The organism is Pseudomonas sp. LBUM1664 (assembly GCF_059695895.1).
Genome location: NZ_CP166791.1, coordinates 550,532 through 574,067 on the forward strand (window position 1 = coordinate 550,532; position 23,536 = coordinate 574,067).

The 23,536-nt window shown below is 60.7% G+C and carries 18 protein-coding genes; 7 read left to right on the forward strand and 11 right to left on the reverse strand.

The annotated features are described in order from the left end of the window. Positions 1-32: 32 nt before the first annotated feature. From ACA047_RS02580 to ACA047_RS02630, 11 genes are all read right to left on the reverse strand, one after another. Positions 33-1,862 carry a S9 family peptidase gene (locus tag ACA047_RS02580; RefSeq protein ID WP_497356449.1) on the reverse strand — a complete coding sequence of 610 codons (1,830 nt, stop codon included), beginning with the start codon at positions 1,860-1,862 and terminating at the stop codon, positions 33-35. Beyond that, entirely contained in the window at positions 1,828-2,997 is a 1,170-nt protein-coding gene (gene pqqE / locus ACA047_RS02585) for a pyrroloquinoline quinone biosynthesis protein PqqE (protein ID WP_497356451.1), read from the reverse strand. Before pqqE ends, ACA047_RS02580 begins: the two co-directional genes overlap by 35 nt. Then, positions 2,969-3,244, reverse strand: coding sequence for a pyrroloquinoline quinone biosynthesis peptide chaperone PqqD (gene pqqD / locus ACA047_RS02590; RefSeq protein ID WP_497356453.1), 276 nt, complete (start codon positions 3,242-3,244; stop codon positions 2,969-2,971). The genes pqqE and pqqD overlap by 29 nt, the downstream gene beginning before the upstream one ends. Beyond that, positions 3,241-3,993 (reverse strand): pyrroloquinoline-quinone synthase PqqC, encoded by a 753-nt coding sequence (pqqC, locus tag ACA047_RS02595; RefSeq protein WP_497356455.1) that lies wholly within the window; start codon positions 3,991-3,993, stop codon positions 3,241-3,243. Before pqqC ends, pqqD begins: the two co-directional genes overlap by 4 nt. Positions 3,994-4,085: 92 nt before the next feature. Continuing rightward, entirely contained in the window at positions 4,086-4,997 is a 912-nt protein-coding gene (pqqB, locus tag ACA047_RS02600) for a pyrroloquinoline quinone biosynthesis protein PqqB (protein ID WP_497356457.1), read from the reverse strand. Between the two features lie 80 nt (positions 4,998-5,077). Further along, positions 5,078-5,152 carry a pyrroloquinoline quinone precursor peptide PqqA gene (pqqA, locus tag ACA047_RS02605; RefSeq protein WP_003177660.1) on the reverse strand — a complete coding sequence of 25 codons (75 nt, stop codon included), beginning with the start codon at positions 5,150-5,152 and terminating at the stop codon, positions 5,078-5,080. 169 nt (positions 5,153-5,321) lie between these two features. Then, positions 5,322-7,751: a pyrroloquinoline quinone biosynthesis protein PqqF gene (gene pqqF, locus ACA047_RS02610; protein WP_497356459.1), complete on the reverse strand. Its 2,430-nt coding sequence runs from the start codon at positions 7,749-7,751 to the stop codon at positions 5,322-5,324. Between the two features lie 94 nt (positions 7,752-7,845). Continuing rightward, on the reverse strand, positions 7,846-8,640 hold the full coding sequence (locus ACA047_RS02615; protein WP_497356461.1) for a carbon-nitrogen hydrolase family protein: 795 nt from the start codon (positions 8,638-8,640) through the stop codon (positions 7,846-7,848). 12 nt (positions 8,641-8,652) lie between these two features. Further along, positions 8,653-10,335 (reverse strand): flavin monoamine oxidase family protein, encoded by a 1,683-nt coding sequence (locus tag ACA047_RS02620; RefSeq protein ID WP_497356463.1) that lies wholly within the window; start codon positions 10,333-10,335, stop codon positions 8,653-8,655. Positions 10,336-10,544: 209 nt separating this feature from the next. Then, positions 10,545-11,006 carry an Lrp/AsnC family transcriptional regulator gene (locus ACA047_RS02625; RefSeq protein ID WP_497356465.1) on the reverse strand — a complete coding sequence of 154 codons (462 nt, stop codon included), beginning with the start codon at positions 11,004-11,006 and terminating at the stop codon, positions 10,545-10,547. Positions 11,007-11,073: 67 nt separating this feature from the next. Then, a complete protein-coding gene (locus ACA047_RS02630; protein ID WP_497356467.1) occupies positions 11,074-13,182 on the reverse strand; it encodes a hypothetical protein in 2,109 nt (702 codons plus the stop codon). Positions 13,183-14,383: 1,201 nt separating this feature from the next. On the opposite strand from ACA047_RS02630, the gene bcsE reads away from it, so the two are divergent. From bcsE to bcsB, 7 genes are read left to right on the forward strand one after another with little or no spacing between them, the layout of a single operon-like run. Continuing rightward, entirely contained in the window at positions 14,384-15,925 is a 1,542-nt protein-coding gene (gene bcsE, locus ACA047_RS02635; RefSeq protein ID WP_497356469.1) for a cellulose biosynthesis protein BcsE, read from the forward strand. After that, complete coding sequence (gene bcsF, locus ACA047_RS02640; protein WP_497356471.1) at positions 15,922-16,113, forward strand: cellulose biosynthesis protein BcsF; 192 nt, start codon at positions 15,922-15,924, stop codon at positions 16,111-16,113. The genes bcsE and bcsF overlap by 4 nt, the downstream gene beginning before the upstream one ends. Continuing rightward, on the forward strand, positions 16,100-17,728 hold the full coding sequence (gene bcsG / locus ACA047_RS02645; RefSeq protein ID WP_497356473.1) for a cellulose biosynthesis protein BcsG: 1,629 nt from the start codon (positions 16,100-16,102) through the stop codon (positions 17,726-17,728). Before bcsF ends, bcsG begins: the two co-directional genes overlap by 14 nt. After that, positions 17,698-17,940: a cellulose biosynthesis protein BcsR gene (bcsR, locus tag ACA047_RS02650; protein WP_497356475.1), complete on the forward strand. Its 243-nt coding sequence runs from the start codon at positions 17,698-17,700 to the stop codon at positions 17,938-17,940. The genes bcsG and bcsR overlap by 31 nt, the downstream gene beginning before the upstream one ends. Next, positions 17,937-18,659, forward strand: a complete 723-nt coding sequence (gene bcsQ / locus ACA047_RS02655; RefSeq protein WP_497356477.1) for a cellulose biosynthesis protein BcsQ — start codon at positions 17,937-17,939, stop codon at positions 18,657-18,659. The genes bcsR and bcsQ overlap by 4 nt, the downstream gene beginning before the upstream one ends. Continuing rightward, positions 18,656-21,250, forward strand: a complete 2,595-nt coding sequence (gene bcsA / locus ACA047_RS02660; RefSeq protein WP_497356479.1) for a UDP-forming cellulose synthase catalytic subunit — start codon at positions 18,656-18,658, stop codon at positions 21,248-21,250. The genes bcsQ and bcsA overlap by 4 nt, the downstream gene beginning before the upstream one ends. After that, positions 21,247-23,535 (forward strand): cellulose biosynthesis cyclic di-GMP-binding regulatory protein BcsB, encoded by a 2,289-nt coding sequence (bcsB, locus tag ACA047_RS02665; RefSeq protein ID WP_497356481.1) that lies wholly within the window; start codon positions 21,247-21,249, stop codon positions 23,533-23,535. The genes bcsA and bcsB overlap by 4 nt, the downstream gene beginning before the upstream one ends. Position 23,536: the final 1 nt, after the last annotated feature.

Here is a 23,536-nt window from a genome sequence, read left to right on the forward strand (position 1 = left end):
AAGCTCCCTCGCCACAATGGATATCGCCGTTTCTATAGACGGCCATCCATCACCTTGCGATAAAACAACCACTCATGCTCCAGCGCATGAGCCTGGTTCGCAGCCTTGCGAAAGCCGTGGCGCTCGTCGGCGTAGTAATGCGCCTCGACCGCAATGCCGTTGTCTTCCAGAGCCTTGACCATATCGCGGGTTTGCTGCGGCACGACCACGGCGTCCAGTTCACCTTGGAAAAAGATCACCGGTGCGCGGATCTGGTCGGCGTGCAGCAGCGGGGTGCGGGCGCGGTAGCGTTCGGCATCCTGTTGGGGGTCGCCAATCAGCCAATCCAGATAATCAGCTTCGAATTTGTGCGTAGCGCGGCCCAGGGCGACGGGGTCGCTGACGCCATAAAGGCTGGCGCCAGCACGGAACACGTCATGGAACGCCAGGGCGCAAAGGGTCGTGTATCCACCGGCACTGCCGCCACGAATGAACGCACAGCGACCATTGATCAAGCCTTGTTCGTCCAGGTACGCGACCACCGCGCAGGCATCCTCGACATCCACAACGCCCCAGTTCAAATGCAGCGCCTGCCGATAGGCCCGTCCATAGCCACTGCTGCCGCGATAGTTGAGGTCGGAGACGGCAAAGCCACGCTGGGTCCAATACTGGATGCGCGGATCAAATACGGGATAGCAGGCCGAGGTCGGTCCGCCGTGGATGAACACCACCAGGGGCGGTTTTTCTTCAGCGTTCACGGCCGGGTAGAAAAACCCATGGGCTTCACCTGAGGCAGAGGGATAGCGCAGGGTTCGGGGTTGGCTGATGTGTTCGACGGGTAACGGGGCAATACCGCCGGCCAGTACCGTCACTTCATGGCTGTTTCGCGCAATCGCAATGACGGCCGATGGGCTGGCCGGGGAGGCGGCGATGGCGTAAATGAACCGTTCATCCAGCGCCAGGCTGCGAAAACGGCTGTAAGTGCCGGTGTAATCTTCGTTCGCATCGCCGCTGCGGCACATGCCCAGGCGCCCGAAACCCGCTTCGGTCCAACTCGCCAGGTACGTGTGTTCGTTCAATGGCAGCCAGGTACAACCGCCCAATTGCCATGGGGCGGGGGCGTGGTCGGCTGCGGTGCTGGGTAGCGGTTCCAGGCCCTGGACTGATTCAACCCAGGGCTGCCAGTAACCGTCGCGATCGCTCAGGCAATACAGGCGATTGGCGTCATCGAAGCGCGGTTGCTGGATGGACTCCTCTTCGCCGTTGCCAGCCACGCAACGTGGCTCACCCCAACCTGAAGTGTTGCGCTCGGCCACCATCAACCGCGTTGCGGTCCACGGCTGATGTGGACGACTCCACTCAACCCAGGCCAGTCGCTGGCCATCCGGGCTCAAGGTCGGCGAGGCATAGAAGTCCGCGCCTTCGGCCAGCAGATGCCGCTGCCGATCCGCCAGCCCGATCGACACCAGTCGATGCTGATTGGCCTGTTCCTCTACCGCCAGCACCTGACCTGCGGCGAGGTTCAGATCCCCGTATCGACAATCACCCGATGTCAGCGCCACGGGCCGCTCGCCCGCCAACGATTGGTGGTACACCTGCTGGTCAGCCTCATTGACGAACAACACGCCGTCAGCGCTCAGGCAGAACGATCCGCCGCCGTATTCATAGACCCGGCTGCGCGCGCTGAATCCGTCCGGGGTCAGGCATCGGGCTTTGGCGTCGTGCCAATGCCAGATCCGGCAGGCCGCGTCTTCGGGACGGTATTCATTCCAGAACAGACCAAGGGGCCCGACCTGCAGTTCGGCGAAGTCGATGCCCGCGGCGACGGCCTGGGCGGCGCTGAAGGGATCAGCCTTTGGCGATGAGGCGTGAGTTTCGTTCATTGCGAAAGGCCAGTTGTTCGATGGTTTGGGTGGCGTGCTCGGCGTCTTCGCGAGCCTGGAGAATCATGCCGTGATGGTCGGACTTGCTGCACACCGGGTCGGCATTGCTGGCGTCCCCCGTGAGCATGAATGCCTGGCAGCGACAGCCGCCGAAGTCCTTTTCTTTTTCATCGCAGGAGCGGCACGGCTCGGGCATCCAGTCATAGCCACGGAAGCGGTTGAAGCCGAACGAGTCGTACCAGATGTGCTGCATGCTGTGGTCGCGCACGTTGGGAAATTGCACCGGCATCTGTCGGGCGCCGTGACAGGGCAATGCGGTGCCGTCCGGTGTGACGGTCAGGAAAATGCTACCCCAGCCGTTCATGCAGGCCTTGGGGCGTTCCTCATAGTAGTCCGGCGTGACGAAGATCAACTTGCACGGATGCCCTTCGGCTTCCAACTTGGTGCGATATTCGTTGGTGATGCGCTCGGCGCGTACCAATTGTTCTTGCGTGGGCAGCAGGCCAACGCGGTTGAGTTGCGCCCAGCCGTAGAACTGGCAGGTGGCGAGTTCGACGAAGTCTGCTTCAAGGGCGATGCACAGCTCGATGATGCGGTCGATCTTGTCGATGTTGTGCCGATGGGTCACGAAGTTCAGCACCATCGGGTAACCGTGGGCTTTCACCGCCCGGGCCATTTCCAGTTTTTGCGCGAAGGCTTTCTTCGAGCCGGCCAGCAGGTTGTTCACCTGCTCGTCGCTGGCCTGGAAGCTGATCTGGATGTGGTCCAGGCCAGCCTTTTTGAAATCGCTGATTTTCTGTTCGGTCAAGCCGATGCCGGAGGTGATCAGGTTGGTATAGAAACCCAACTTGCGCGCCTCGCCGATCAGTTCGGCCAGGTCCTGGCGCACCAGCGGTTCGCCACCGGAAAAACCCAATTGCGCGGCGCCCATTTCCCGGGCTTCGCGAAACACCTTGAACCATTGCTCGGTGCTCAGTTCCTGGCCCTGCTCGGCGAAGTCCAGCGGGTTGGAGCAGTACGGGCATTGCAGCGGGCAGCGGTAAGTCAGCTCGGCCAGCAGCCACAGCGGCAGACCGATTTCAGCCTTGGGCGGCAGGCCGATGGTCTCAGGCAAGTTCGATCCAGTGCTCTGCACGGGCGACCTCCATGAATTGCTCGATGTCGTCACCGAGTTCCGGCGCGTCGGGAAACTGCTTCTGCAACTCACTGATGATGGCCGCGACATCCCGTTCGCCGCCGATCAGGCCGCCAATCAGCGCTGCGCTGTCATTAAGCTTGATCATGCCTTCAGGATAGAGCAGCACGTGGCCCTTCTGTGCCGGTTCGTACTGGAAGCGATAGCCGGGGCGCCAGCGAGGGGTTCTGCTGCGGTCGAAACTCATAAGGTAATCCCTTTGTGCCACACCCGTTGCTCGGTCACGCTGTGATAGGGCGGGCGGTTCAATTCGTAGGCCATGCTCATGGCGTCGAGCATGCTCCAGAGAATGTCCAATTTGAACTGGAGAATTTCCAGCATGCGCTCCTGCCCTTCGCGGGTGGTGTAGTGCTGCAAGGTAATCGCCAGGCCATGCTCCACGTCACGCCGGGCCTGGCCCAGGCGGGTGCGGAAATACTCGTAGCCGGCCGGGTCGATCCATGGGTAATGCTGTGGCCAGCTGTCCAGGCGCGACTGGTGGATCTGCGGGGCGAACAGTTCGGTCAGCGAGCTGCTGGCGGCTTCCTGCCAGCAGGCCCGACGGGCGAAGTTAACGTAGGCATCCACTGCGAAACGCACGCCCGGCAACACCAGCTCCTGGGAACGCAGCTGATCGGGGTCCAGGCCGACCGCCTGACCCAGCCGCAGCCAGGCTTCAATGCCGCCGTCTTCGCCGGGAGCGCCGTCGTGGTCGAGCAGGCGCTGAATCCACTCGCGGCGGATTTCCCGGTCCGGGCAGTTGGCCAGGATCGCGGCATCCTTGAGTGGGATGTTCACCTGATAGTAAAAACGATTCGCGACCCAGCCCTGAATCTGCTCACGAGTGGCGCGGCCTTCATACATCGCCACGTGATACGGGTGATGAATGTGGTAATACGCGCCCTTGGCACGCAGGGCTGCTTCAAACTCGGCGGGGGACAGGGGGGTGTCAGTCATTTTCGGTCTCCGGGGGAATAACCGTTGGGTTCTGTGGCGTCAGGGCTGGCCCCATCGCGAGCAGGCTCGCTCCCACAATCGTTGCGCCGTTCCTACAACTCAATACTCATTCCGTCGTAGGCCACTTCAACCTTTCGGCGTACAAGTTCGGCCCGCTCGGGTGAGTCTTCATCGAGGATCGGGTTGGTGTTGTTGATATGAATAAGGACCTTGCGCGACTCGGGCAACTGCTCCAGCACTTCCAGCATGCCACCGGGGCCGTTCTGGGCCAGATGGCCCATTTCCCGACCGGTGCGGGTACCAACGCCACGGCGCTGCATTTCGTCGTCGTCCCACATCGTGCCGTCCACCAACAGGCAATCGCTGCCGGCCATGATGTCCAGCAACGGCCCGTCGACCTTGCCCAGGCCCGGGGCGTAGAACAGTTTGCCGCCGGTGCGCAGGTCTTCGACGATCAGGCCGATGTTGTCTCCCGGGTGCGGATCGAAGCGGTGCGGGGAGTAGGGCGGCGCGGCGCTGCGAAGCGGCAGCGGGGTAAAGCGCAGGTTCGGGCAGGCCGGGATGGTGAAGCTCTGGTCGAGTTCGATGCGGTTCCAGCTCAGCCCGCCATTCCAGTGGGTCAGCATGTTGAACAGCGGGAAGCCGGTGCTCAGGTCTTCATGGACCATGTCGGTGCACCAGACTTGATGCGGGCAGCCTTCGCGCAGGCTGAGCAGGCCGGTGGTGTGGTCGATCTGGCTGTCCATCAAAATGATCGCGCCGATGCCGGTGTCGCGCAGGGCTCGGCCCGGCTGCATTGGGGCGAAACCCTGGAGCTGGGCGCGAATGTCCGGAGAGGCGTTGCACAACACCCAATTCACACCGTCATCGGAAATCGCGATGGACGACTGGGTGCGCGCCTGGGCCCGCAGGCTGCCATTGCGAAAACCTGCGCAATTGACGCAATTGCAGTTCCACTGAGGGAAACCACCGCCGGCGGCGGAACCTAGAATCTGGACAAACATGGCCGCTCCATCTGCAAACCGAAATAAAAACGCCCCGGCTGACCGAGGCGTTGTGCTGCATGTTTAACTGCCTGCAGCAATCAACGGCTGGCGAAGTACATGGTGACTTCGAAACCGATACGCAGGTCGATATATGCGGGTTTGGACCAGGACATGGAAATACTCCTTTGGTTGGGATGCTTTAGTTAGATGGAACGGTTGAGACCTATACATATAGTCCACCTCCGTTCGGAGATGTTCAGATGCTTAGGCGGCTATGTTACTAAATTAGACCTATTCGTTGGCCACGATTCTCCAGAAAGCTCGTTGCAGCGGCTGCAATGATCATGGCACAGCTTGCCAAGGCATTCCCGGGCAGGTCCCGTTGGCCAGGCAACACCAGCCCCCTTCTGCGTCGATCAAACGCCGGGCGGCATCGAGTAGCTGTTCGCGATCCAGATGCACGATGGCCTCGGGCAGTTGCTGTAGGTAATCCGACGGGCGGCCGGCCAGTTTGCCCTGCCAGAGCAGTTCGCCCGCTTGCGCGCAGGGCAGGGCGGTGCTCTGGAACTGGGTGGCGAGGGCCTGCTGCTGGCCGGTCAGGGTCGAGTCGTCGATCTGCTGGATCAGTGTTGGCAAGCCGCTCAGGAACTGTTCAATGTGGGCGATCAACTGCGTCGCCGAGGTGCTGGGCGATTGGGCACCGAACAACAACCCGGTTTGCCCATCGATCTGCTTCAAGCCGCTGAACACCGCATAGCCCAATTGCAATTCGACCCGTAGGCGCTGGTAAAACGGTGTCTGACACAGCTGCGCCAGCAACCGCCACGCGGCTTCGTCAGACAAGGTCTGGGTCGGTGTGGGACAAAACAGCAACACGGCCTGCTCGTCGCCTTGGGTCAGGAGCGTGTGCCAGCTACGCTGCCCGGAAGGCGCCTTCTGTTCGACGTCCTGGCCGGCAATGCCGGGCACCCGGGCCAGCGCCGGGCCGATTGCTCCTTGGGTGGCGGCTGACAGGCCGATGGCCAGGCCGTCCCACTGGGCCGTTGTCCACAGGCTGTCGGACAGTGGCAACGGCAACGGCTGCACGCTTGCCTGACAATGATTCGGCAACGCCTTCAATAGGTGCCGAATCGGTATCAGCGGGGTGTCGTCCACGACCCGGGCCGATGGCAATGGCTGTTCCAGTTTCGTCAGTACGTGCTCGAGCACCAACGGCATCGGTGCCTGCAAGCCGACCAGCTTCAGCAGCCATTGGTTGCCGATGGGCTCGAAGGTGACGTCCACGCCGGCCTGACGAGCATCTTCACGTAGATCCAGCAGGTGCCGGTCGAGTCTGGATTGAAGGTCGAGGGGGGCTTGAGTCACCAACCGCCAGCGCAGATACACCGCGCCTTCGTCGGTGTTATCCGCAAACGCCTGGCAAAATTGCATGGGCGAGCGTTCCCGCCGGCCTCGGGAGCGGTCTTGTGCGAAGGTTCGCAAGCCGCGGTGGGCGCTGGTCTGGCCGCGTATCAGCCCGGCGCGAGGTGGTTCGCTTGCCGTTTGCAGAAACGGGTTGGGCGCGGGCAGTTGCCATTGCCCGGTGATGTTATCCACAGGGTGCAATTGCTTGAGGATTTCCCTGAGCCTGACGAGGTCGTTTTGCGACAGCGGCCCTTCGCGTTCTTCACTGTCCCAGCGAGCCAGTTGCAAGGCTGTTCCCGTCTCTTGCCGCCGCTGCAGCCACGCGGTGAATTCCTGGCGCAATGGTGCCCAGTCGTCCTGGGCTGCGAAGAACCCCAACCAATCGTGCAGCAACGGCTGGATTTCACTCGGCGCTTGAGCGTTGTCGAGCTTTAATTCGATGTGCAACAGCGCCTGCCTGGAAAATTCATACAGCGGCGTGGCCTTGAGGCTGTCAGCCAGGCCGCGCAGACGCAACGTGGCGAGCAAACCGCCCGGTTTACTGGTGTTCAGCCAGGCGCAGAGAAAGTCCAGGGCTTGAGGCGAGGCGACGGGGAGGTGTTCGAAGGCGAATAGCAAATCCAGGCAACCTTCGCGGGCCTGTTGATAACTGGCTTGGGATGATTCCATCAACTTCGGCGGTGACGGCCTGACCACTGCCTCGCCCTCAGGCACATTGGCGCTGAACTGTTCGGCCAGTGCTTTCAATGCATCGATGCTTTGTGGGCCGGCCAGGCTCAGCGTCATCTGGCCGCTCTGGTAAAACCTTCGATAGAAGTCGTGCAATGCCGTTTGGAATTCGGGTTGCATCACTGGGAGGCTGTCGCGATTGCCCGCATGAAAACCTCGTAGCGGATGGGCCGTCGAGAGTCCGTCATGCAAGGCAACCTGCCGCTGGGCTGCCGGGTCCTGGGACCAGGCGATGAATTCCGCGTGCAGCACTTCCCGTTCGCGCAATTGATCAGCTTCATCCAGGCGCGGATGAGCGAGCATGTCCGATAGCCGCTCCAGTCCACTGGCGAAAGCGGCGGGTGGCAATTCGAAGAAGAAGTCCGTGGTGCGTTCGCTGGTGCGCGCATTGACCTGGCCGCCGTGCCGCTGCACGTAGGCCATCAGGTTCTGCCCTGTGGGAAAGCGCTCGGTGCCCAGGAAGAAAAGATGCTCAAGAAAGTGCGCCAATCCGGGCCAGGCCAGGGGCACGTCATGGCTGCCGGCCGCCACCCGCAGCACCGCAGCGCTGCGCTTGAGGCCGGGGGCATGACGCAAGGTCACCCGCAAGCCGTTGGCCAGGGTTTCAGTATGAGGGCGAAGGGAATCGGGGGCCGACATGAGCGCTTCCAGAACAGAGAAGCGCTCATGCTAGCGGATTGGGGAGGGTTCTCCATCAGTTTCCCCACTTGATTGAGCACGCTCCTGGCCCGGGTCAGTGCTTGTGCAAGTCGCCGTAAAGCTCAGGGCGGCGGTCGTGCAGGCAGTTGTAGGCCGCCCGTGAGTCTTCCATCAGCTGTCGGTTCAGCTCGCCCACGATCAAGGCCTCATCCAGCCCCGCCAGTGCCGGGCGGCTGCCATCCGGTGCGGCGATGCTGCTTTGGCCGCAATACTGTAATTCACCTTCATGACCGCAATAGTTGGCGTACGCCACGAAACACTGGTTCTCGATGGCTCGGGCGCGCACGGTGACGTCGGCGATGAACTCGTAGGGCTGCATGTTGGCGGTGGGTACCAGGATCAGTTCGGCGCCGGCCAGGGCCAGGCGTCGGGCATTTTCCGGGAACTCCAGGTCGTAACAGATCAGGAAACCGAGCTTCCAGCCATTGAGCTCCACGATGGGCAACGCCGAGTCGCCAGCGCTGAACATGGCGTGATCAAGGTCACCGAACAGGTGGCTCTTGCGGTAGTTGGCCAGACGCTCGCCGTGGGCATCGATCAGTTGAACCGCGTTGTAAATCTGCCCGTCGTCGCTGCGTTCGGGGTAGCCATAGACAATCGCCAGATCGGCCGCCTTGGCGATGCGGCCGATCTGCTGTGCCCATTCGCCGTTGTAGACCTCGGCCAATACATTCACCGCGTCGACGCCGATGTTGTAGCCGGTCATGAACATCTCCGGCAGCACCAACACATCGGCGCCCCTGGCCTCCAGCGCCACTTGGTGCAGGCGTTGCAGGTTGCCGGCCGGATCCAGTGGCAGCGGTGGGCATTGGTAAAGGGCTACACGCATCAAAAACTCCTTTTATTCGGGGAGGGCGATCGGACCAATCTCGTGGAACACATCACCTGGCCCCGGGTTCTCGGCGTGAGTTTCACCGCCGAAGTGCTTCATGATTCCCCACACGGCATTGAGCGAGGTCTGTACCGCGCCTTCAACCCAGGCCGGTGTCCATGAGACGTCATCGCCAGCGATAAAGATCCCGCGTTGTTCGGCCGGCATGTCGTCCTGCATGAAATGCGCGTACATGCGCTGGTTGTAGCGATAGTGGCCGGGCAGGGCGCCCTTGAATGCGCCAAGGAAATGCGGGTCGGCTTCCCAGGACACGGTGATCGGATCACCGATGATCCGTGCAGCGATGTCCACCTTGGGATAGATCTTCTTCAAGGCATCGAGGGCCAGCTTCACGCGTTTTTCTACAGGATGCGGCAGCATTTTCAGCGCGTCGCTCATCCAGGAGTACGACAGACAAATCACGCCCGGCTTGTCATCCCCATTGTCGAACAGATACGTGCCACGGGTCAGGCGGTCGGTGAGGGTCATGCTCATCAGGTCGCGGCCGGTTTCCGGGTCCTTGTCCTTCCAGAACGGCCGGTCGACCATCACAAACGTCTTCGACGATTGCATGTAGCGGGTGCGGTCCAGGGCCATCCACATTTTTTGCGAGAACAGCGCCTCTTCACATTCGATCTGGGTGGTCAGCAGCCAGCTCTGGCAGGTGACCAGCACTGCGGCATATTCGCGGGTGTTATCCCATACATCCGTCACGCTGAACCGGCCATCGGCCGCGCGGGCGATGCGCTTCACTCCGCTGCGGGGGGCACCGAGGTGCAGCGAATTCAGGCTGGTGCCTTCCGGCCAGTGCACGCAGCGCTCTGGCACGTGATTCCAGATACCGTGGGGCACCTGCTCCACGCCGCCAACCACCAGGTGCTGGTGGTCGTCGCAGTTGGTCATCACGACGCGGAAAATTTCCAGCATCGAGTTGGGGAAGTCCGAATCCCAGCCCCCGGTGCCGAAACCGACCTGGCCGAACACTTCGCGGTGCTGGAACGAGAGCTTGGCGAACGCCTTGGAGGTGGCGACGAAGTCGTAGAAAGTGCGGTCGTCCCACAGTGGCACCAGGGTATTCCACAGTTCCTTGAGGCGCGGCACGTCGCGATCACGGATCGCTTGCTGGATCTCGCCAAAACGCGAGCCGTCCTCCAGCGCATCGGCCCAGGCGTCGGCCACTTCCTGGAACAGTGCAGGAAGATCCGCCAATTTCTGTGCGTAGTAGGTTTGGCCTTCCAGATCGATGACGGTGCTGCCCGAGGCCGGGGTCAACGGGTTGGGAAACGGTTTTGTCTCCAGGCCCAGCTTGTCGACGTAGTGATAGAACGCCGTGGACGACACCGGGAAACGCATGCCGCCCAGCTCGGCGATCACCCCTTCGGCGCCGTTGAACGCCTGTGAGCGTAGCCGCCCGCCCATTTTCGACGCCTCATAGACCACAGGCTTGAGGCCCAGCTTCATCAACTCATACGCCGCCACCAGGCCGGCGATCCCGGCTCCGACAATCGCCACTTCCGCACCGTGGTTGTGGGCCGGGATACTGCCCAGGCCGGCCGGATGCTCGATCCAGTCGTCAAAGGCGAAAGGAAAGTCCGGCCCGAAAATGGTGATGGGCTTCTTACCGTCTGCTGGGTGGCGATTGTTCTTGTTCATGGCTGACCTTGATGGGCGACTCGACGCGGCGTTCGCGTCTGAGTATAGGAAAGATGCCAGCCATTCTAGAGAGGGTGAAACACGTTAATAAGACTCAATGTGTCGTCGTTTTGGATTGTTATCAGTCATTTTGAAGCATCAATGAGTCGTAATGACGAAACATGTCCTCTTTGGAAGCAGGCTCGCTCCCACAGGCTGAGTCGCAGGCTCTAGACCGGTTGTCCCCGATCAATCTTGCTACTGAGAATGATCGAGGTGGTGGTTTTCTCCACACCCTCCACGCTACCGATCTGGTCCAGCAACTGATCCAGCTGCTCCGGCGAGTCCGTGCGCAGCCAGGCGACGTAATCGAATTCGCCACTGACCGCACACAACTGCTGGACCTGGGCCATGGCGCTCAAGCGCCGCAGCACATCCTTGCCGGAGCGCGGCTGAACCTTGATGCCGACGTAAGCCTGCAAGCCGCCATCAATCACCCGCTGCCCCAAACGCACGCCATATCCGGTAATGACCTTGGCTTTTTCCAGTCGCGTCAGCCGTGAGGTCACGGTCGTCCGGGCGATGCCCAACTGCCGGGCAAGCATGGCGACGCTTTCACGGGCATTGATTTGCAGCGCCGCGATCAGTTGGCGGTCGATTTCGTCGAGGACGGGAGGACGGGTATCAGACAAGGTGGGCTCCGGCGCGGACATCGGTGGCGGGCATGTTACAGGCTCTCACGCACCGATGCGTATGGGCTCACTTCATCCAGCGCTCGAAATAGCCAATGGCAGGTGGAGTCTGCGCTCGCCAATGGGGGGCAAGGTGCACCTGCGAAGACTTGAGCCAGAGACCGTCTTGGCAAACCAGCTGTTCGGTGGGCAATTGCAGCAAAAGGTCCAGTGAGAACGACTGGATTGAACCTGGGTCCTCATCGTCCTCGGCCTCCCAATCGCGCTCAAAACAGCGTACATGCACCTGTTCGTCGTCGAAGCCTTCAAACAGGGGCCGGTTACCCAGCCATTGCGAATGCACCCGCAACGTGTGCTCCTGAACATCCAGTAGCAGCAATTGCCAGCCTCGATAGCTGCCACAAAGCGCTGTCACACCTGTTGCCAGACAGGTCAGGGCCAGATAACGGCCATCCGCCGACCAGATCATCGAGGGGGCCAGGTCGGTCAAGGCGCAGCCTGATGCCGTCAGCAGGCAGCCTCCCAGTCGGGGCGTACTCGCGCGCACCCAACTGTCGCCATATTCGGTTTCGCTGCCGAACAACCAGGCGGCATCCTGATGGTCCGGCGCGGGCAGGATGAAGTCGCCATCGGCGTTGGCAACGGGCGGGCGATCCACCAGGCGCCAATTGGCGACGCTGCGTAACTCGGCGTCTGTCGGCTGCAGGTTCACTGTGTTGTAGAACAGCCGGTATTGCTCGTCGGGACGACAACATGAAGGGTCGCTACCCATCGACGGCGCAGCCACGTTGAAGCGTTGCAGCGCGCTGCTGTCCAAGTCTCGATCAAGGCGACCAGCAATCACCGCCAGACTCAGCCGGCCGTCACGAAAATCGAGTATTCGTTCCACCCACATAGAGGGGCCTTTGAGCAGGCGTCGCCCCTTCAAGTCTGCAACCACCGCATGGGTAGCCACCGTCGTTGAATCTTCAAAGGGCAGCAGCACCAGATAACGCCCGCAATCAGAGACTCGATGATCCAGCAACCAGCTTCCTGGCAAGTGCCAGTCGCCGATCTGACAACGATAACCCCCAAGCCCTTCGCCGTTGTCGACCAGCCAGACCAGTTGGGCACACACCCCGCCCTGCATTGGCTGCGTCTCGATGTGTGAGTCACCTCGCAGGCCCCGGCTGTCCAACGGCATCACAATTGCCATACGGGTCAATTTAAATTCAGCGATCTGCGCGCGACCTTGGGCGTCATGGCCGGTCTGGGTTTCGGTGTCGCTATGGATACTGTCCAGGCGGTAGCCATAACGGCCGGAGTCCGGTCGCGGATAGTCGAGGTACGACCCGATACGCACATGCTGTGGGTCGAGGCTCAATAACTTATGCCAATAGAAAGAGGGTTCACTGGCGCTCTTCACCCAAGGCGCGGGCAGTGCGCGCCAACCCTTGTCGATGTGCCATAACCAGTACTGGTCGTCAGTTGCGTGACTGGCTTGCGCCTGGGCCAGACACACCAGGGCGCGTTGATCGGTGCTCCATACCAACGGCGCATCTGCGTTCATCAGTAGGCCGGACGGTTGTCCATTGACGCTGACGGTATAGAGTGGCGAAAGCAGAGGTTCCAGTGGCTGGGCCAGATCACGAAAGGTCGAGGGCAATAAGAGGTTGCCCAGCAGGCATTGCTGGCCATCAGCCGAGCGGCGCTCAAAGGTCGGCAGAACACTTGCAGGATGCCAGTCGGGCTCCAGCCAAAGATCGGCGACGGGCACCAGATTGGAAACGCTGGCAGTTTGTAACAGCTCATCGAGTCGGGTTTCGCGAACACTGTCGTCCACCAGGGGGCTATGGCGGCCGCTCAGCACATTGAGGTCCAAAGTGTCCAGCTCCCAGAACTCGCTATCGGCACAGCGGTACACCTGGCGCTGCTGACGGTCGAGGACGACCAGCCCCCAGTTCTGTCGGGACGGTACTGGCGCAGCAAAATAACGCCCGTCGCTGGAGAACAATGCCGAGGAGCCAAGGCCTTGCAGAAGCACGCCATCAGGGAACAGATAGTCGCAATAGGTGGGGCCACCCATCGCAATTTCACTGTGGTTGAATACCCGGATCGGCTCGCCTTCAGGGGTCAGTTGTGGCTCGCTTCCACCCCAGGCACTCGGCCCTTTGACGCAAACTGACACCAAACCCATACGTCGCTCCCATGCACTGACGCACGCAAGCCCGCCCACGATGCTGACGATTGCAGCGATGATGCCCCACCACTCAGGCAGGGCCCTTCCCACGCTGAAACCTAGGCCAAACACCGTGCCGATCATCAGTCGAGCACAGGCCCGTCCTGTCGATAACCAACCCAAACGCGCCGCAAGCCCCATGAGCAGGCCAAAGAGCATCACCGTCAACAAAGCCAACGCGGGTGGCATCAGTGTGACGAAAAAAGCCGGCACCAGCAGAATGCTGAGTTGCCAGGCCAGATCAAAAAACAGTCGAGACAGGCTAGGGGTAGCGATGATTAGAATCTCGTTGAGGAAGCTCCAAGTAGTTACCCCTATTTCATCAAAAAACTGATGTGTGTGTATTTATTTGATTGATTTTAGACAATTTATTTTTTGATGCTATTTGGGAATTCTTGTTTATTGAAGTCTTAAAAATTTCTGTAATCACCGAGACGGAGAGCCCGCAGGCGTGGGAAGCTTCAGCAAAAACCATTCAAATGCCGTTCGACGTATTGGACTGGAGCCGGTCAAGGAGTTGGGAACCTCTCCCCATGGCCATCGACACGCCTACGGTCGGCGGCTAAAGAGGGGGTCTTTCCACAAAGGAAATTCAGGTCGCCATGCACCATGTGTCACCTCTCTCTCAAGATGTTTAAACCCAGGCAAGCTCTTTCCGATGTATAGAAGCCATCAAGACCGCTACGCCAAAGTTGGCTGCTTCCGGCCTACCGTTTGACAGTCCTGCGCAGCTTTTGCCTTCGTTCAAATAAGTAAGACTAACGCCTCTATATTCAGAACAGCGCAATCCTATCTATTGCGGGCGTACCGTCCACATAAACAACTCCGCTTATTGCTTACGACTTATTGACAATGGCAGTCCGACATCATAACAATTGAGCGCCATTTTCGAGTTGTAGGAGAGTCCGGGAATGGTAATCGGCGCAAAATACGATGTCTCATCTGCTTCCTGCAGCTCTATATCGCGTTGAAAGCTGACACCCTGAGCACCACAGGGGGTCGCCTAGTAATGCAACATCCTATTTTTACTAATTATTCCTGACACTGAGCTTGGCTCGGAGCACTTATTGCTCGTCAGAAAAAAGACACTCCTGCAAAGCTTTACCGGCGAGGAGGTGCTGATCGTGCCGCATCCGGTTCAAAGAGAAGGGAACTACGATTGAGTCTGGTCACCTTAGGTATCCGCCATCTGCTTGATGAGCAAATTTTGTTGCGTGACGGCGGGCTTTATTGGGTGGCAGTGGATCGGGTGAGCGATTCTGCCGCGCTGGCGGTCCAGTGCCTGGCAGCGATGCCGGCCAATGCACGAGCAATATTGGTGTGCTGCGAGCATTCAAGTCAGGATCTAACCCAGAAGCTGGCGGCAGATACCGGTCCTGGTCAGCTGAAGCTGTTCGACATCAGAAAAGCCGACATCGGCCTGACCCTCAAATCGCTGGTCGGCGAGCTGACCCGTGCTGCTCCGGTTGCCGGCACGACCATTGTGCTGATGCTGCCGGACAGCGCATGGCAGAGCGACGTCGCGCCAGAGTTGCGGCATTGCTGCCTGTCCCTGAGGCAATGGCTGGGCGGGCGCCAATGCACCCTGTTGGTGATCAGCCATGGGCAGAGGCCTCAACTGCATGAGCGTTTGTTGCAGCTCAACGATACGATCTCCGGGCTCGCTCAGCTCTATCGCCGTGATGGTGGTATTCGCTATCAATTGCACTACTGGCACAGCGAACGGGGCGTGTGCAGCGGGCAAGAGTTCGAGCTCGAGTTGCAGGCGGACGGTTTTGCGCTATCGGTCAATGAGCAGGCCAATGTGCAACTGACCCATACCGATGACCAGCGAATCTACCTGACCCAGCGTTCGGTGCTTGAAGGCTCCCCGCCGTTGTCGGATCAGTGGAGGCTGTTCGAGAACCGCGAGGATTTGCTCCGGCAAGCCAGCCACGCTCGTGCGGCCAGCATCATCGTGGCCATCGACAGCAACCTGCAGGTCGAAGAGTTGGCTCGTCAAATTCACGCCCTGCGCGAGCGCTGCGGCATCGCGCTGAAGATCATCGTACGCGAGATAGAGCCCTGCCTGCGTTATCGGGACGAGCGTTTACTGGTGTCCTGCGGTGCCAACATCACCGTGCCCTATGGGACGACGCTGGCGCACTTCTTCAGCATCATCGACAGTGCCCAAGGCCAGACCTGGCGCCGGAGCCGCACCACCAATTTCCAGTCGCTGTTCGAACGTCTGCGGCCGCCCGCCGAGCGCGGTCTGTTAACGCCCCAGGAATTCATCAGCATGGTGGAGCGCGTCTATAATGGCGCTTCTGGCGAAATCAGCCATCAACTGCTCAGACTGATACCGCGCGGTGGCCTGGAAATCGAGCAGTACCTGAATCAAATCGGCTTGCGTCGTTTCGGTGACGTTGCCTGCGTAGTCAACGGTGCCTTTTATCTGTTCCTGTTTGCCTGTCGCGCGGACGGGCTGGAACCCGCATTGGGGAATATCTGCCGGCTGGCCTGGCGCGATCTGTTCAGCGACTTCGAGATTCTCCCCGGCGTTGAAGCGTTGCCGCGCGAGGATTTCCTCACGGCAGCCTTGCTGCCTCCCACGTTCGCTCTGGCAGAAGAGCGAACGGCCGGTAGCTCCGCCGAAGCCGCTGGGCGTGGCGCCTATTCGCCTCAACGCACCACACTTCCCATTACGGATCCCTGTGCATGAATTATTCCGAGCTGATCCAGGTGATTGGCCTCAGCAGCCTGCTGACCCTGGCACTGATCGTGATATTGATCAGGTTTGGTCGCCATTTTCTATCCGTCGTGCAGGGTCTCTTGCCCCCGCGTTACCTGAAATCCCGTGGTGTGCGTCGTCGTGCCCCTGTCCAGAGCGAGCCCCATGAGCCGGTATGAAGTCATTAATCCGGCGTCAGTGCGTGTCTGGCCGGGACTGGGTCCCTGGAATCTGTATTTCATCCTCAAGTTCGTACTGCTGTGGGCGGGTTACCTGAACCCGCAGGTATTGCCTAACCTGGTGTTCGCTGCGGCGTTGCTGCTGCCGTTGCCGCATCGTTATCTGCGCATACTGCGCACAGTCATTGCGATCCCGGTGGGCGTTGCGCTGTTTTATCAGGACACCTGGTTTCCTCCCTTCAGCCGCCTGCTGGCCCAGCCTGGTGTGCTGGATTTCTCCAGCGCATACGCGGTCGAGCTGGCGAGTCGCTTCATCGACTGGAACCTGTGTGCGCTGCTGGTTGTGCTGGTGGTGGTCTATGCCTTCGTCCGGCACTGGCTGCGCTTGACCACCCTGAGCGTGCTGGGTTTAGCCTGGCTGGCTGGCGCCAATGTGCTGTCCCTGCACTCCGACAGCGATCCGGTCGCGGCGCCGGTCAGTAGCACCTCCGTGGCTGCGGTGAGCACGGCCGTCCCGGACAACGCGACACTGGAAGCCTACCTGCAAAAATTCTATAGCACCGAGGCGGGGCGTCAGGTGGAGTTCAAGCCTGCGACTTCTGCTGCGCAGCCTTTCGACCTGTTGCTGATCAATATCTGTTCCATGGCCTGGGATGATCTGGACGCCGTGGGCCTTCGCGATAACACGCTGTTTCAGCAGATGGACGTGATTTTCGACAGCTTCAACTCGGCCACTTCCTACAGCGGTCCCGCGGCCATCCGCCTGTTGCGCGCCAGTTGTGGGCAGGTTCCGCACAGCAAGCTCTACGGCACAGCCCCGGAGCAATGCCTGTTGATGGACGATCTGAGCAAGCTGGGCTTTTCCAGCGAAATGATGCTCAACCACACCGGGCAGTTCGAAGGCTTCCTTGACGAAGTCCGCGCCCAAGGTTCATTGCCGGGCCCCGCTGTCAGCACCAGCAAATTGCCGCGTGCACTGGTGGGCTTCGACGGTTCGCCGATCCTTCGCGATGCTCAGGTACTGGACACCTGGTGGAAGCACCGCGAAGAAGAAAAGAACGATCGCGTGGCGCTGTTCTACAACACCACCACGCTGCATGACGGCAACCGTGTGCTGACCGCTGATGGTGGCACCAAGAGCCGCGATTACAAACCGCTTGCCCAGGGGCTGATTGATGACCTCAGTGGCTTCATAAAACAACTGGAGCTCAGTGGCCGTCGGGTGGTGGTGGTGATCGTGCCGGAGCATGGCGCGGCGCTGCATGGCGACCGCATGCAGATACCCGGCATGCGCGAGATCCCGAGTCAGTCCATCACCCACGTGCCGGTCGGTATCAAGCTGGTGGGCATGGGGCATAACCTCAATGCCGCACCCCTGCACGTTACCGAACCGAGCAGTTTCCTGGCCCTGTCGGAACTCATCAGTCGCCTGTACAGCGCCCAACCCGAGGCGGATGGCCAGGGTCCCAGCTGGTCGGCCCTGCTGAGCAACCTGCCGCAGACGGCGGCAGTCTCTGAAAACGCTGGCACGGTGGTCGTTGACTACGGCGGAAAACCTTACATACGAATCAAGGAGAAAGCCGGATGGCTGCCCTACCCACAGCGCTTCAAGTGAAGGCCAGGGTGCAGTCGCGTGCGGATCGCGCCGATGACATCGCCCGCCTGAAGCTGGAGCTTGAGCTGCCCGAACTGGACTACGTGGACACGTCTGCACAGATCGAATTGCAAAGGGCCGTGCATCGCTGGCCACTGCTGGCGGAGATGGAGCGCCTGCAACCAGCGGTGCAGCCGATGACGCGTCAGTCCGAGCTGGAGACGCTGCCGTGACCTCCCTTAGTCTGCGTGGTCTGCGCGGCGGCGTCGGCACCAGCTCGTTGCTGGCGGCCACTGGGCATGCATTGCATAGTCTTGGCGAGCGCGTGCTGCTGGTCGACATGTGCCCGGAGAATTTGCTTCGCCTGCACTTCAACGTCAGCGTCAGCGAACCTGGCGGCTGGGCGCGCGCCATGATCGACGGGGAGGGTTGGAATAGCCAGGCCTGGACCGTGGAGCCGCGATTGAGCGTGTTGCCTTACGGTCGCCTGAAACTGCAAGAGCAGGATCAAATCGAGCAGCACCTGCTGAACGAGCCGAATCTATGGCGCCGCCGGCAGGCCAGCCTTGCCGAACACTTTGACTGGATCCTGTTCGATGTGCCCTTGCGACTGCCCGGTCATGCTCGTGTCGGCCCCTGCGCGTTGCGCCTGCAGATTGTCGAGGCGGATGCCGCCTGCCATGTGCTGTTGCAGCAGGAAGAAGCCCCCAGCGAGCATCTGCTGATCAACCGCTTCGACCCGGTCAGCCAATTGCAGCGCGACCTGCTGCTGATCTGGCGCAAACAATATGGTGCCCGCCTGCTGCCCCTCAACGTGCATCAGGATGAAGCCATGCGCGAAGCCCAGGCGTTCAAGAAACCGGTGGGTGCTTATGCCGAAGCCAGTCTGGCTGCCCAGGATGTGCTGAGCCTGGCCACCTGGTGCCTGACTCGACGCTTGGGGACGGTATGATCGCTCGCGTTTTCCCTTATGCTCACCTGCGTCGGCGCTATGACTGCGCGCTGCCCGTTGCGCTGCTGCTGGCGACAATGAGCGCCCTGGCGTGGCTACTATTGCGTCTGGAATCACCGAACTGGCGCGCTGTGCTCGATCAGCCAAAGCGCTGGTATCCGCAACTGGCCAACAAGGCACCGAGCCTGGGCGACCCGTTGCGCTATGCGGTGCAAAGCCTCTGGCTGCTGCTGGTTCGCCCGACCAGGCCGCGGGCGTGGACGCTGTCGACCCCGGCCTGGCTCAAGACCGTCGGGGCGGCGTACCTGCGGCTGTGGACGCGGATTGGCAAGGTGTTGGAAGAGTTGCCCCGGCGCGCGGAGGCCAGCCAGCAGATTCGCCAGAGCAGCCGTTGGTGGAAAGGCCTGGACCGTCACAACCAACGAATGGTCAACGCCGCCATCGGTGTCGTCGCCTTCATTTTTACGTTGTTGTGCATCACCGAGCCCTTCGGCTACGTCGCCCAGTTGGTATTCGTCTTGCTGCTGTGGGGCCTGGCCATGCTGGTGCGGCGGGTTCCGGGACGCTTTCCGACGTTGTTGATGGTGGTGTTGTCGATCATCGTCTCGTGCCGTTACCTGTGGTGGCGCTACACCTCGACCCTGAACTGGAACCAGCCCCTGGACCTGGTGTGCGGGATGATCCTGCTGGTGGCCGAAACTTATTCCTGGGTGGTGCTGATCCTGGGCTACATCCAGACTTGCTGGCCCTTGGGCCGCAAACCGACGCCGCTGCCGCGCGACACGCGCCTGTGGCCCAGCGTCGACCTGTTGATCCCGACCTACAACGAAGACCTGTCAATCGTGCGGAGTACCGTGTACGCGGCCATGGGCATCGATTGGCCGGCCGACAAACTGAACATCTGCATTCTCGACGACGGCAGACGCGAGAGTTTCCGCGAGTTCGCCGCCGAAGTAGGGGTGGGCTACATCACTCGCAGCGACAATCGTCACGCCAAGGCCGGTAACCTCAACCAGGCGCTGAAACAACTGAGCGGCGAACTGGTCGCCATTTTCGACTGTGACCACATACCTGTGCGCTCATTCCTGCAAGTGACCACCGGGGGCTTTTTGCGTGATCCGAAACTGGCGCTGGTGCAGACCCCGCACCATTTCCTGTCACCGGACCCCTTCGAGCGCAACCTCAATGTGTTCCGCGAGCACCCCAATGAAGGCGAGCTGTTCTACGGGTTGATTCAGGACGGCAACGATATGTGGAACGCGGCGTTTTTCTGCGGCTCATGCGCGGTGCTGCGGCGCAGCGCGCTGGACTCGATCGGCGGCTTTGCCGTCGAGACGGTTACCGAAGACGCCCACACGGCACTGCGCCTGCACCGCAACGGCTGGAACTCGGCCTATATTAAGGTGCCGCAAGCGGCCGGCCTGGCAACCGAAAGCCTGTCAGCGCACATCGGCCAGCGTATTCGCTGGGCCCGTGGCATGGCGCAGATATTCCGCACCGACAACCCCTTGCTCGGAAAAGGCCTGACCTTTTTCCAGCGCATCTGCTACGCCAACGCGATGATGCACTTTTTGGCCGGCCTGCCGCGCCTGGTGTTTCTGATGGCGCCGTTGGCGTTTTTGTTCCTGCATGCCTACATCATCTACGCTCCGGCGATGATGATCCTGCTGTACGTGCTGCCGCACATGATCCACGCAAGCCTCACCAACTCGCGAATGCAGGGCGCCTATCGTCGGACGTTCTGGGGTGAGGTGTACGAGACCGTACTCGCCTGGTACATCGCGCGCCCCACCACCGTTGCACTGTTTAACCCCAAGAAGGGCAAGTTCAACGTCACCGCCAAGGGCGGCTTGATGGAGCAGAACCAGTTTGACTGGAAAATCGCCCAGCCGTACTTGCTACTGGCGTTGCTGAACATTGCCGGCCTGGGTTTTGCCGTCTGGCGTCTGACCTGCGGCCCCCGCGACGAGATCGTCACCGTTGTGGTGAGCATTATCTGGGTGGCCTACAACCTGCTGATCATTGGGGGCGCCGTGGCGGTCGCCGCGGAAGTGCGCCAGGTTCGCCAGACGCACCGTGTATACGTCAAGTTGCCCGCTGCGGTGCGCCTTGAGAGTGGTCACTGTTATCCAGGCATGTTGCAGGACTATTCCGACGGTGGCGCAGGCATCGAGCTCGACACCTCGCTGTCGCTGGCGGTGGGCGGGAGCATCTCGCTGATGATGCAGCGCGGCACTCGTGAATTCCTGTTCCCGGGCTATATCAGCCGCAGCCACAAGACCTTCATTGGCATCAGCTTCACCGCCCTCAATGCACAGCAGAAAATCGACTTTGTGCAGTGCACGTTTGCCCGCGCCGACGCCTGGCTCAACTGGGGCGAAAATTTCACTCCGGATCGCCCGCTGCACAGCTTCGTGGACATTCTCAAACTTGGCGGCACCGGTTACTACCGCCTCTATGAATACCTGCCTGCCTGGATCCGCCGCATCGCCGGCCCGCCTTTGCGAATGTTGCGCTGGTTGGTTAGTTTCCTGCCGCGCACGCCAACTGCTGCCCCAATTTCCAACTCCCCATCAGTGAGCGCACCATGAGCCGCTACTTCAGCAAATCCCTTGTTGCCAGTCTGGCGCTCTTGGCCGCCGGTTGCGCCTTGGCCGACACCCTACCTGTACCTGTACCTGTCGCACCGGCCGCGGTCAGCAACGTACCGAGCTGGAGCACCGCGTACAGCTTCGAACAACTGGGCCGTCCCGCCGACAGTCTGTTGCTGGGCATCCACAATAGCGACCAGATCGAATTCAGCCTGCGCCGCGATCGTATTGCCAGTGCTGCGAAACTGCAGCTGGAGTACACGCCGTCGCCTTCGCTGCTGCCACAGGTCTCGCATTTACGTGTGTACCTCAACGACGTGTTGATGAGCGTTGTGCCGATCGAGAAGGACCAGTTGGGTAAGAGGGTCAACCAATCGGTAGCCCTGGACCCGCGTCTGGTTTCGGACTTCAACCGCATACGCCTGGAGTTCGTCGGCCACTATACCGATGTCTGCGAAGATCCGGCCAACAGCACACTATGGTTGAACGTGGGGCGCAGTAGTCAGATCCAATTGCAGGAGCAGGCATTAACGCTCAAGAACGACCTGGCCTATTTCCCGATGCCTTTCTTCGACATCCGAGGCCAGGACAAGCCGGTCATCAATTTGGTCTTCGCTGATTCGCCGACCCTGGGCGAGCAGCGTGCAGCCGGTATCCTGGCGTCCTATTTCGGCAGCCAGGCCGCTTGGCGTGGTGCACGGTTTCCCGTTCTGTTCGACCAACTGCCGCCCGCCGATGAACACCATCGCGCCAAGTCGGTCATTGTCTTCGCCACCAACGATCATCGCCCGTCCTTCCTGGCTGACACAAACAAGTTTCCAGCGGTGGATGCGCCCGTTGTACAGATGATCGACAACCCGCAGGATCCCTACAGCAAGATGTTGCTGGTGTTGGGTCGCAACGACGATGACCTGGCTGTGGCTACCCGCGCCCTGGCCTTGGGCGCAGGCGCGTTCCGTGGCTCGCACGTGACCGTCAACAAGGTCGAGCAGCTCAAGCCTCGGGTGCCTTATGACGCGCCGAACTGGATGCGCCCGGACCGCTCGGTACGCTTCGCCGAGTTGATCAAGTACCCCGAGCAGCTTCAGGCCCACGGTCTGCAGCCACGGCCCATCACGGTGGACGTGAATCTGCCGCCTGACCTGTTCGTCTGGCGTAACCAGGGGATCCCGCTGCAAACCAAGTTTCGTTATACGCCACCGGCGGTCAACGACGAGTCGCGCTTGACCATCAGCCTGAACAACCAGTTCATCACCAGCCTGCCGCTGAAAAGCCAGACCGACAGCCGTCTGGAGGAGTTGCGCCTGGCGGTGTTGTCCAACGATTCGGCTAACTTCAGCGACAAGCTACTGGTGCCAGCGCTGAAGATTGGCGACCGTAATACCCTGCGTTTTGACTTCAACTTCGCCAGCACTTTCAGCAGTTCCCAGCGCGACCGTTGCCAGACTTCGCTGCCGGTGAACAACCAGGCCGTGATCGATGAAGAGTCGACCATTGACCTGTCCGGCTACTATCACTACATCGCCATGCCCGACCTGCGCGCCTTTGCCCGAGGCGGTTTTCCATACAGCCGCATGGCTGACCTGTCGCAAACCCTGGTGATGGTCCCGACCCACAGTCGCCCTGTGCAACTGAGTACTGTGTTCGAGACCATTGCTGGAATCTCTGCGCGCTCGGGCCTGCCAGCGTTTGGCCTGCGGTTTTCGGACAACTGGGACGACGCCAAAGCGGATGCCGATCTGCTGGTATTCGGCGCCATGGCGTCGGGCGTGGGCGATGGTGCCGATGCCAATCTGGTGCTGGACAAGACGCGTGCCTGGCTACTCAAACCGTCCAATGAGCAGAGCGGCAAGTCGGCCCGCGCCGGCCAGTTCAGCGATGAACGCGACTTGGGTGCCAACCGCGTCGAAGTCAGCGCCCTGGCACCGATCGCCGCCATCGTCGGCTTGCAGTCGCCGTATCACCAGCAGCGCAGCATTGTGGCCTTGCTGGCGAGTGATGACGCCGATTACCAACTGCTGCGCGACACCTTGGGCGACACGGGAAAAATGGACGCCGTTGTCGGTTCCGTGGCGCTGATCCGCAGCAGTGGCGTAGACAGCAGTTGGGTGGGCCAGCAGTACTTCGTCGGCCACCTTCCGTGGTGGCTGCTGCTTTGGTACCAATTGTCCGAGCACCCGATCCTGCTGGCAGTCATGGCCACCATCAGTGTGCTGCTGACGGCGTTCCTCCTGTGGCGCGCACTACGTTGGGCCGCCCGTCGTCGCCTGGCTGGTCAGGAGTAGT

Bases quoted from the DNA above. Each gene is read 5' to 3' on its own strand.
- bcsG (WP_497356473.1), top strand. From the start codon at position 16,100: ATGAGCCGGTATGAAGTCATTAATCCGGCGTCAGTGCGTGTCTGGCCG.
- pqqB (WP_497356457.1), bottom strand. From the start codon at position 4,997: ATGTTTGTCCAGATTCTAGGTTCCGCCGCCGGCGGTGGTTTCCCTCAG.
- ACA047_RS02630 (WP_497356467.1), bottom strand. From the start codon at position 13,182: ATGGGTTTGGTGTCAGTTTGCGTCAAAGGGCCGAGTGCCTGGGGTGGA.
- ACA047_RS02615 (WP_497356461.1), bottom strand. From the start codon at position 8,640: ATGCGTGTAGCCCTTTACCAATGCCCACCGCTGCCACTGGATCCGGCC.
- bcsR (WP_497356475.1), top strand. From the start codon at position 17,698: ATGGCTGCCCTACCCACAGCGCTTCAAGTGAAGGCCAGGGTGCAGTCG.
- ACA047_RS02620 (WP_497356463.1), bottom strand. From the start codon at position 10,335: ATGAACAAGAACAATCGCCACCCAGCAGACGGTAAGAAGCCCATCACC.
- pqqD (WP_497356453.1), bottom strand. From the start codon at position 3,244: ATGAGTTTCGACCGCAGCAGAACCCCTCGCTGGCGCCCCGGCTATCGC.
- pqqF (WP_497356459.1), bottom strand. From the start codon at position 7,751: ATGTCGGCCCCCGATTCCCTTCGCCCTCATACTGAAACCCTGGCCAAC.
- bcsF (WP_497356471.1), top strand. From the start codon at position 15,922: ATGAATTATTCCGAGCTGATCCAGGTGATTGGCCTCAGCAGCCTGCTG.
- pqqC (WP_497356455.1), bottom strand. From the start codon at position 3,993: ATGACTGACACCCCCCTGTCCCCCGCCGAGTTTGAAGCAGCCCTGCGT.
- bcsB (WP_497356481.1), top strand. From the start codon at position 21,247: ATGAGCCGCTACTTCAGCAAATCCCTTGTTGCCAGTCTGGCGCTCTTG.
- ACA047_RS02580 (WP_497356449.1), bottom strand. From the start codon at position 1,862: ATGAACGAAACTCACGCCTCATCGCCAAAGGCTGATCCCTTCAGCGCC.
- bcsA (WP_497356479.1), top strand. From the start codon at position 18,656: ATGATCGCTCGCGTTTTCCCTTATGCTCACCTGCGTCGGCGCTATGAC.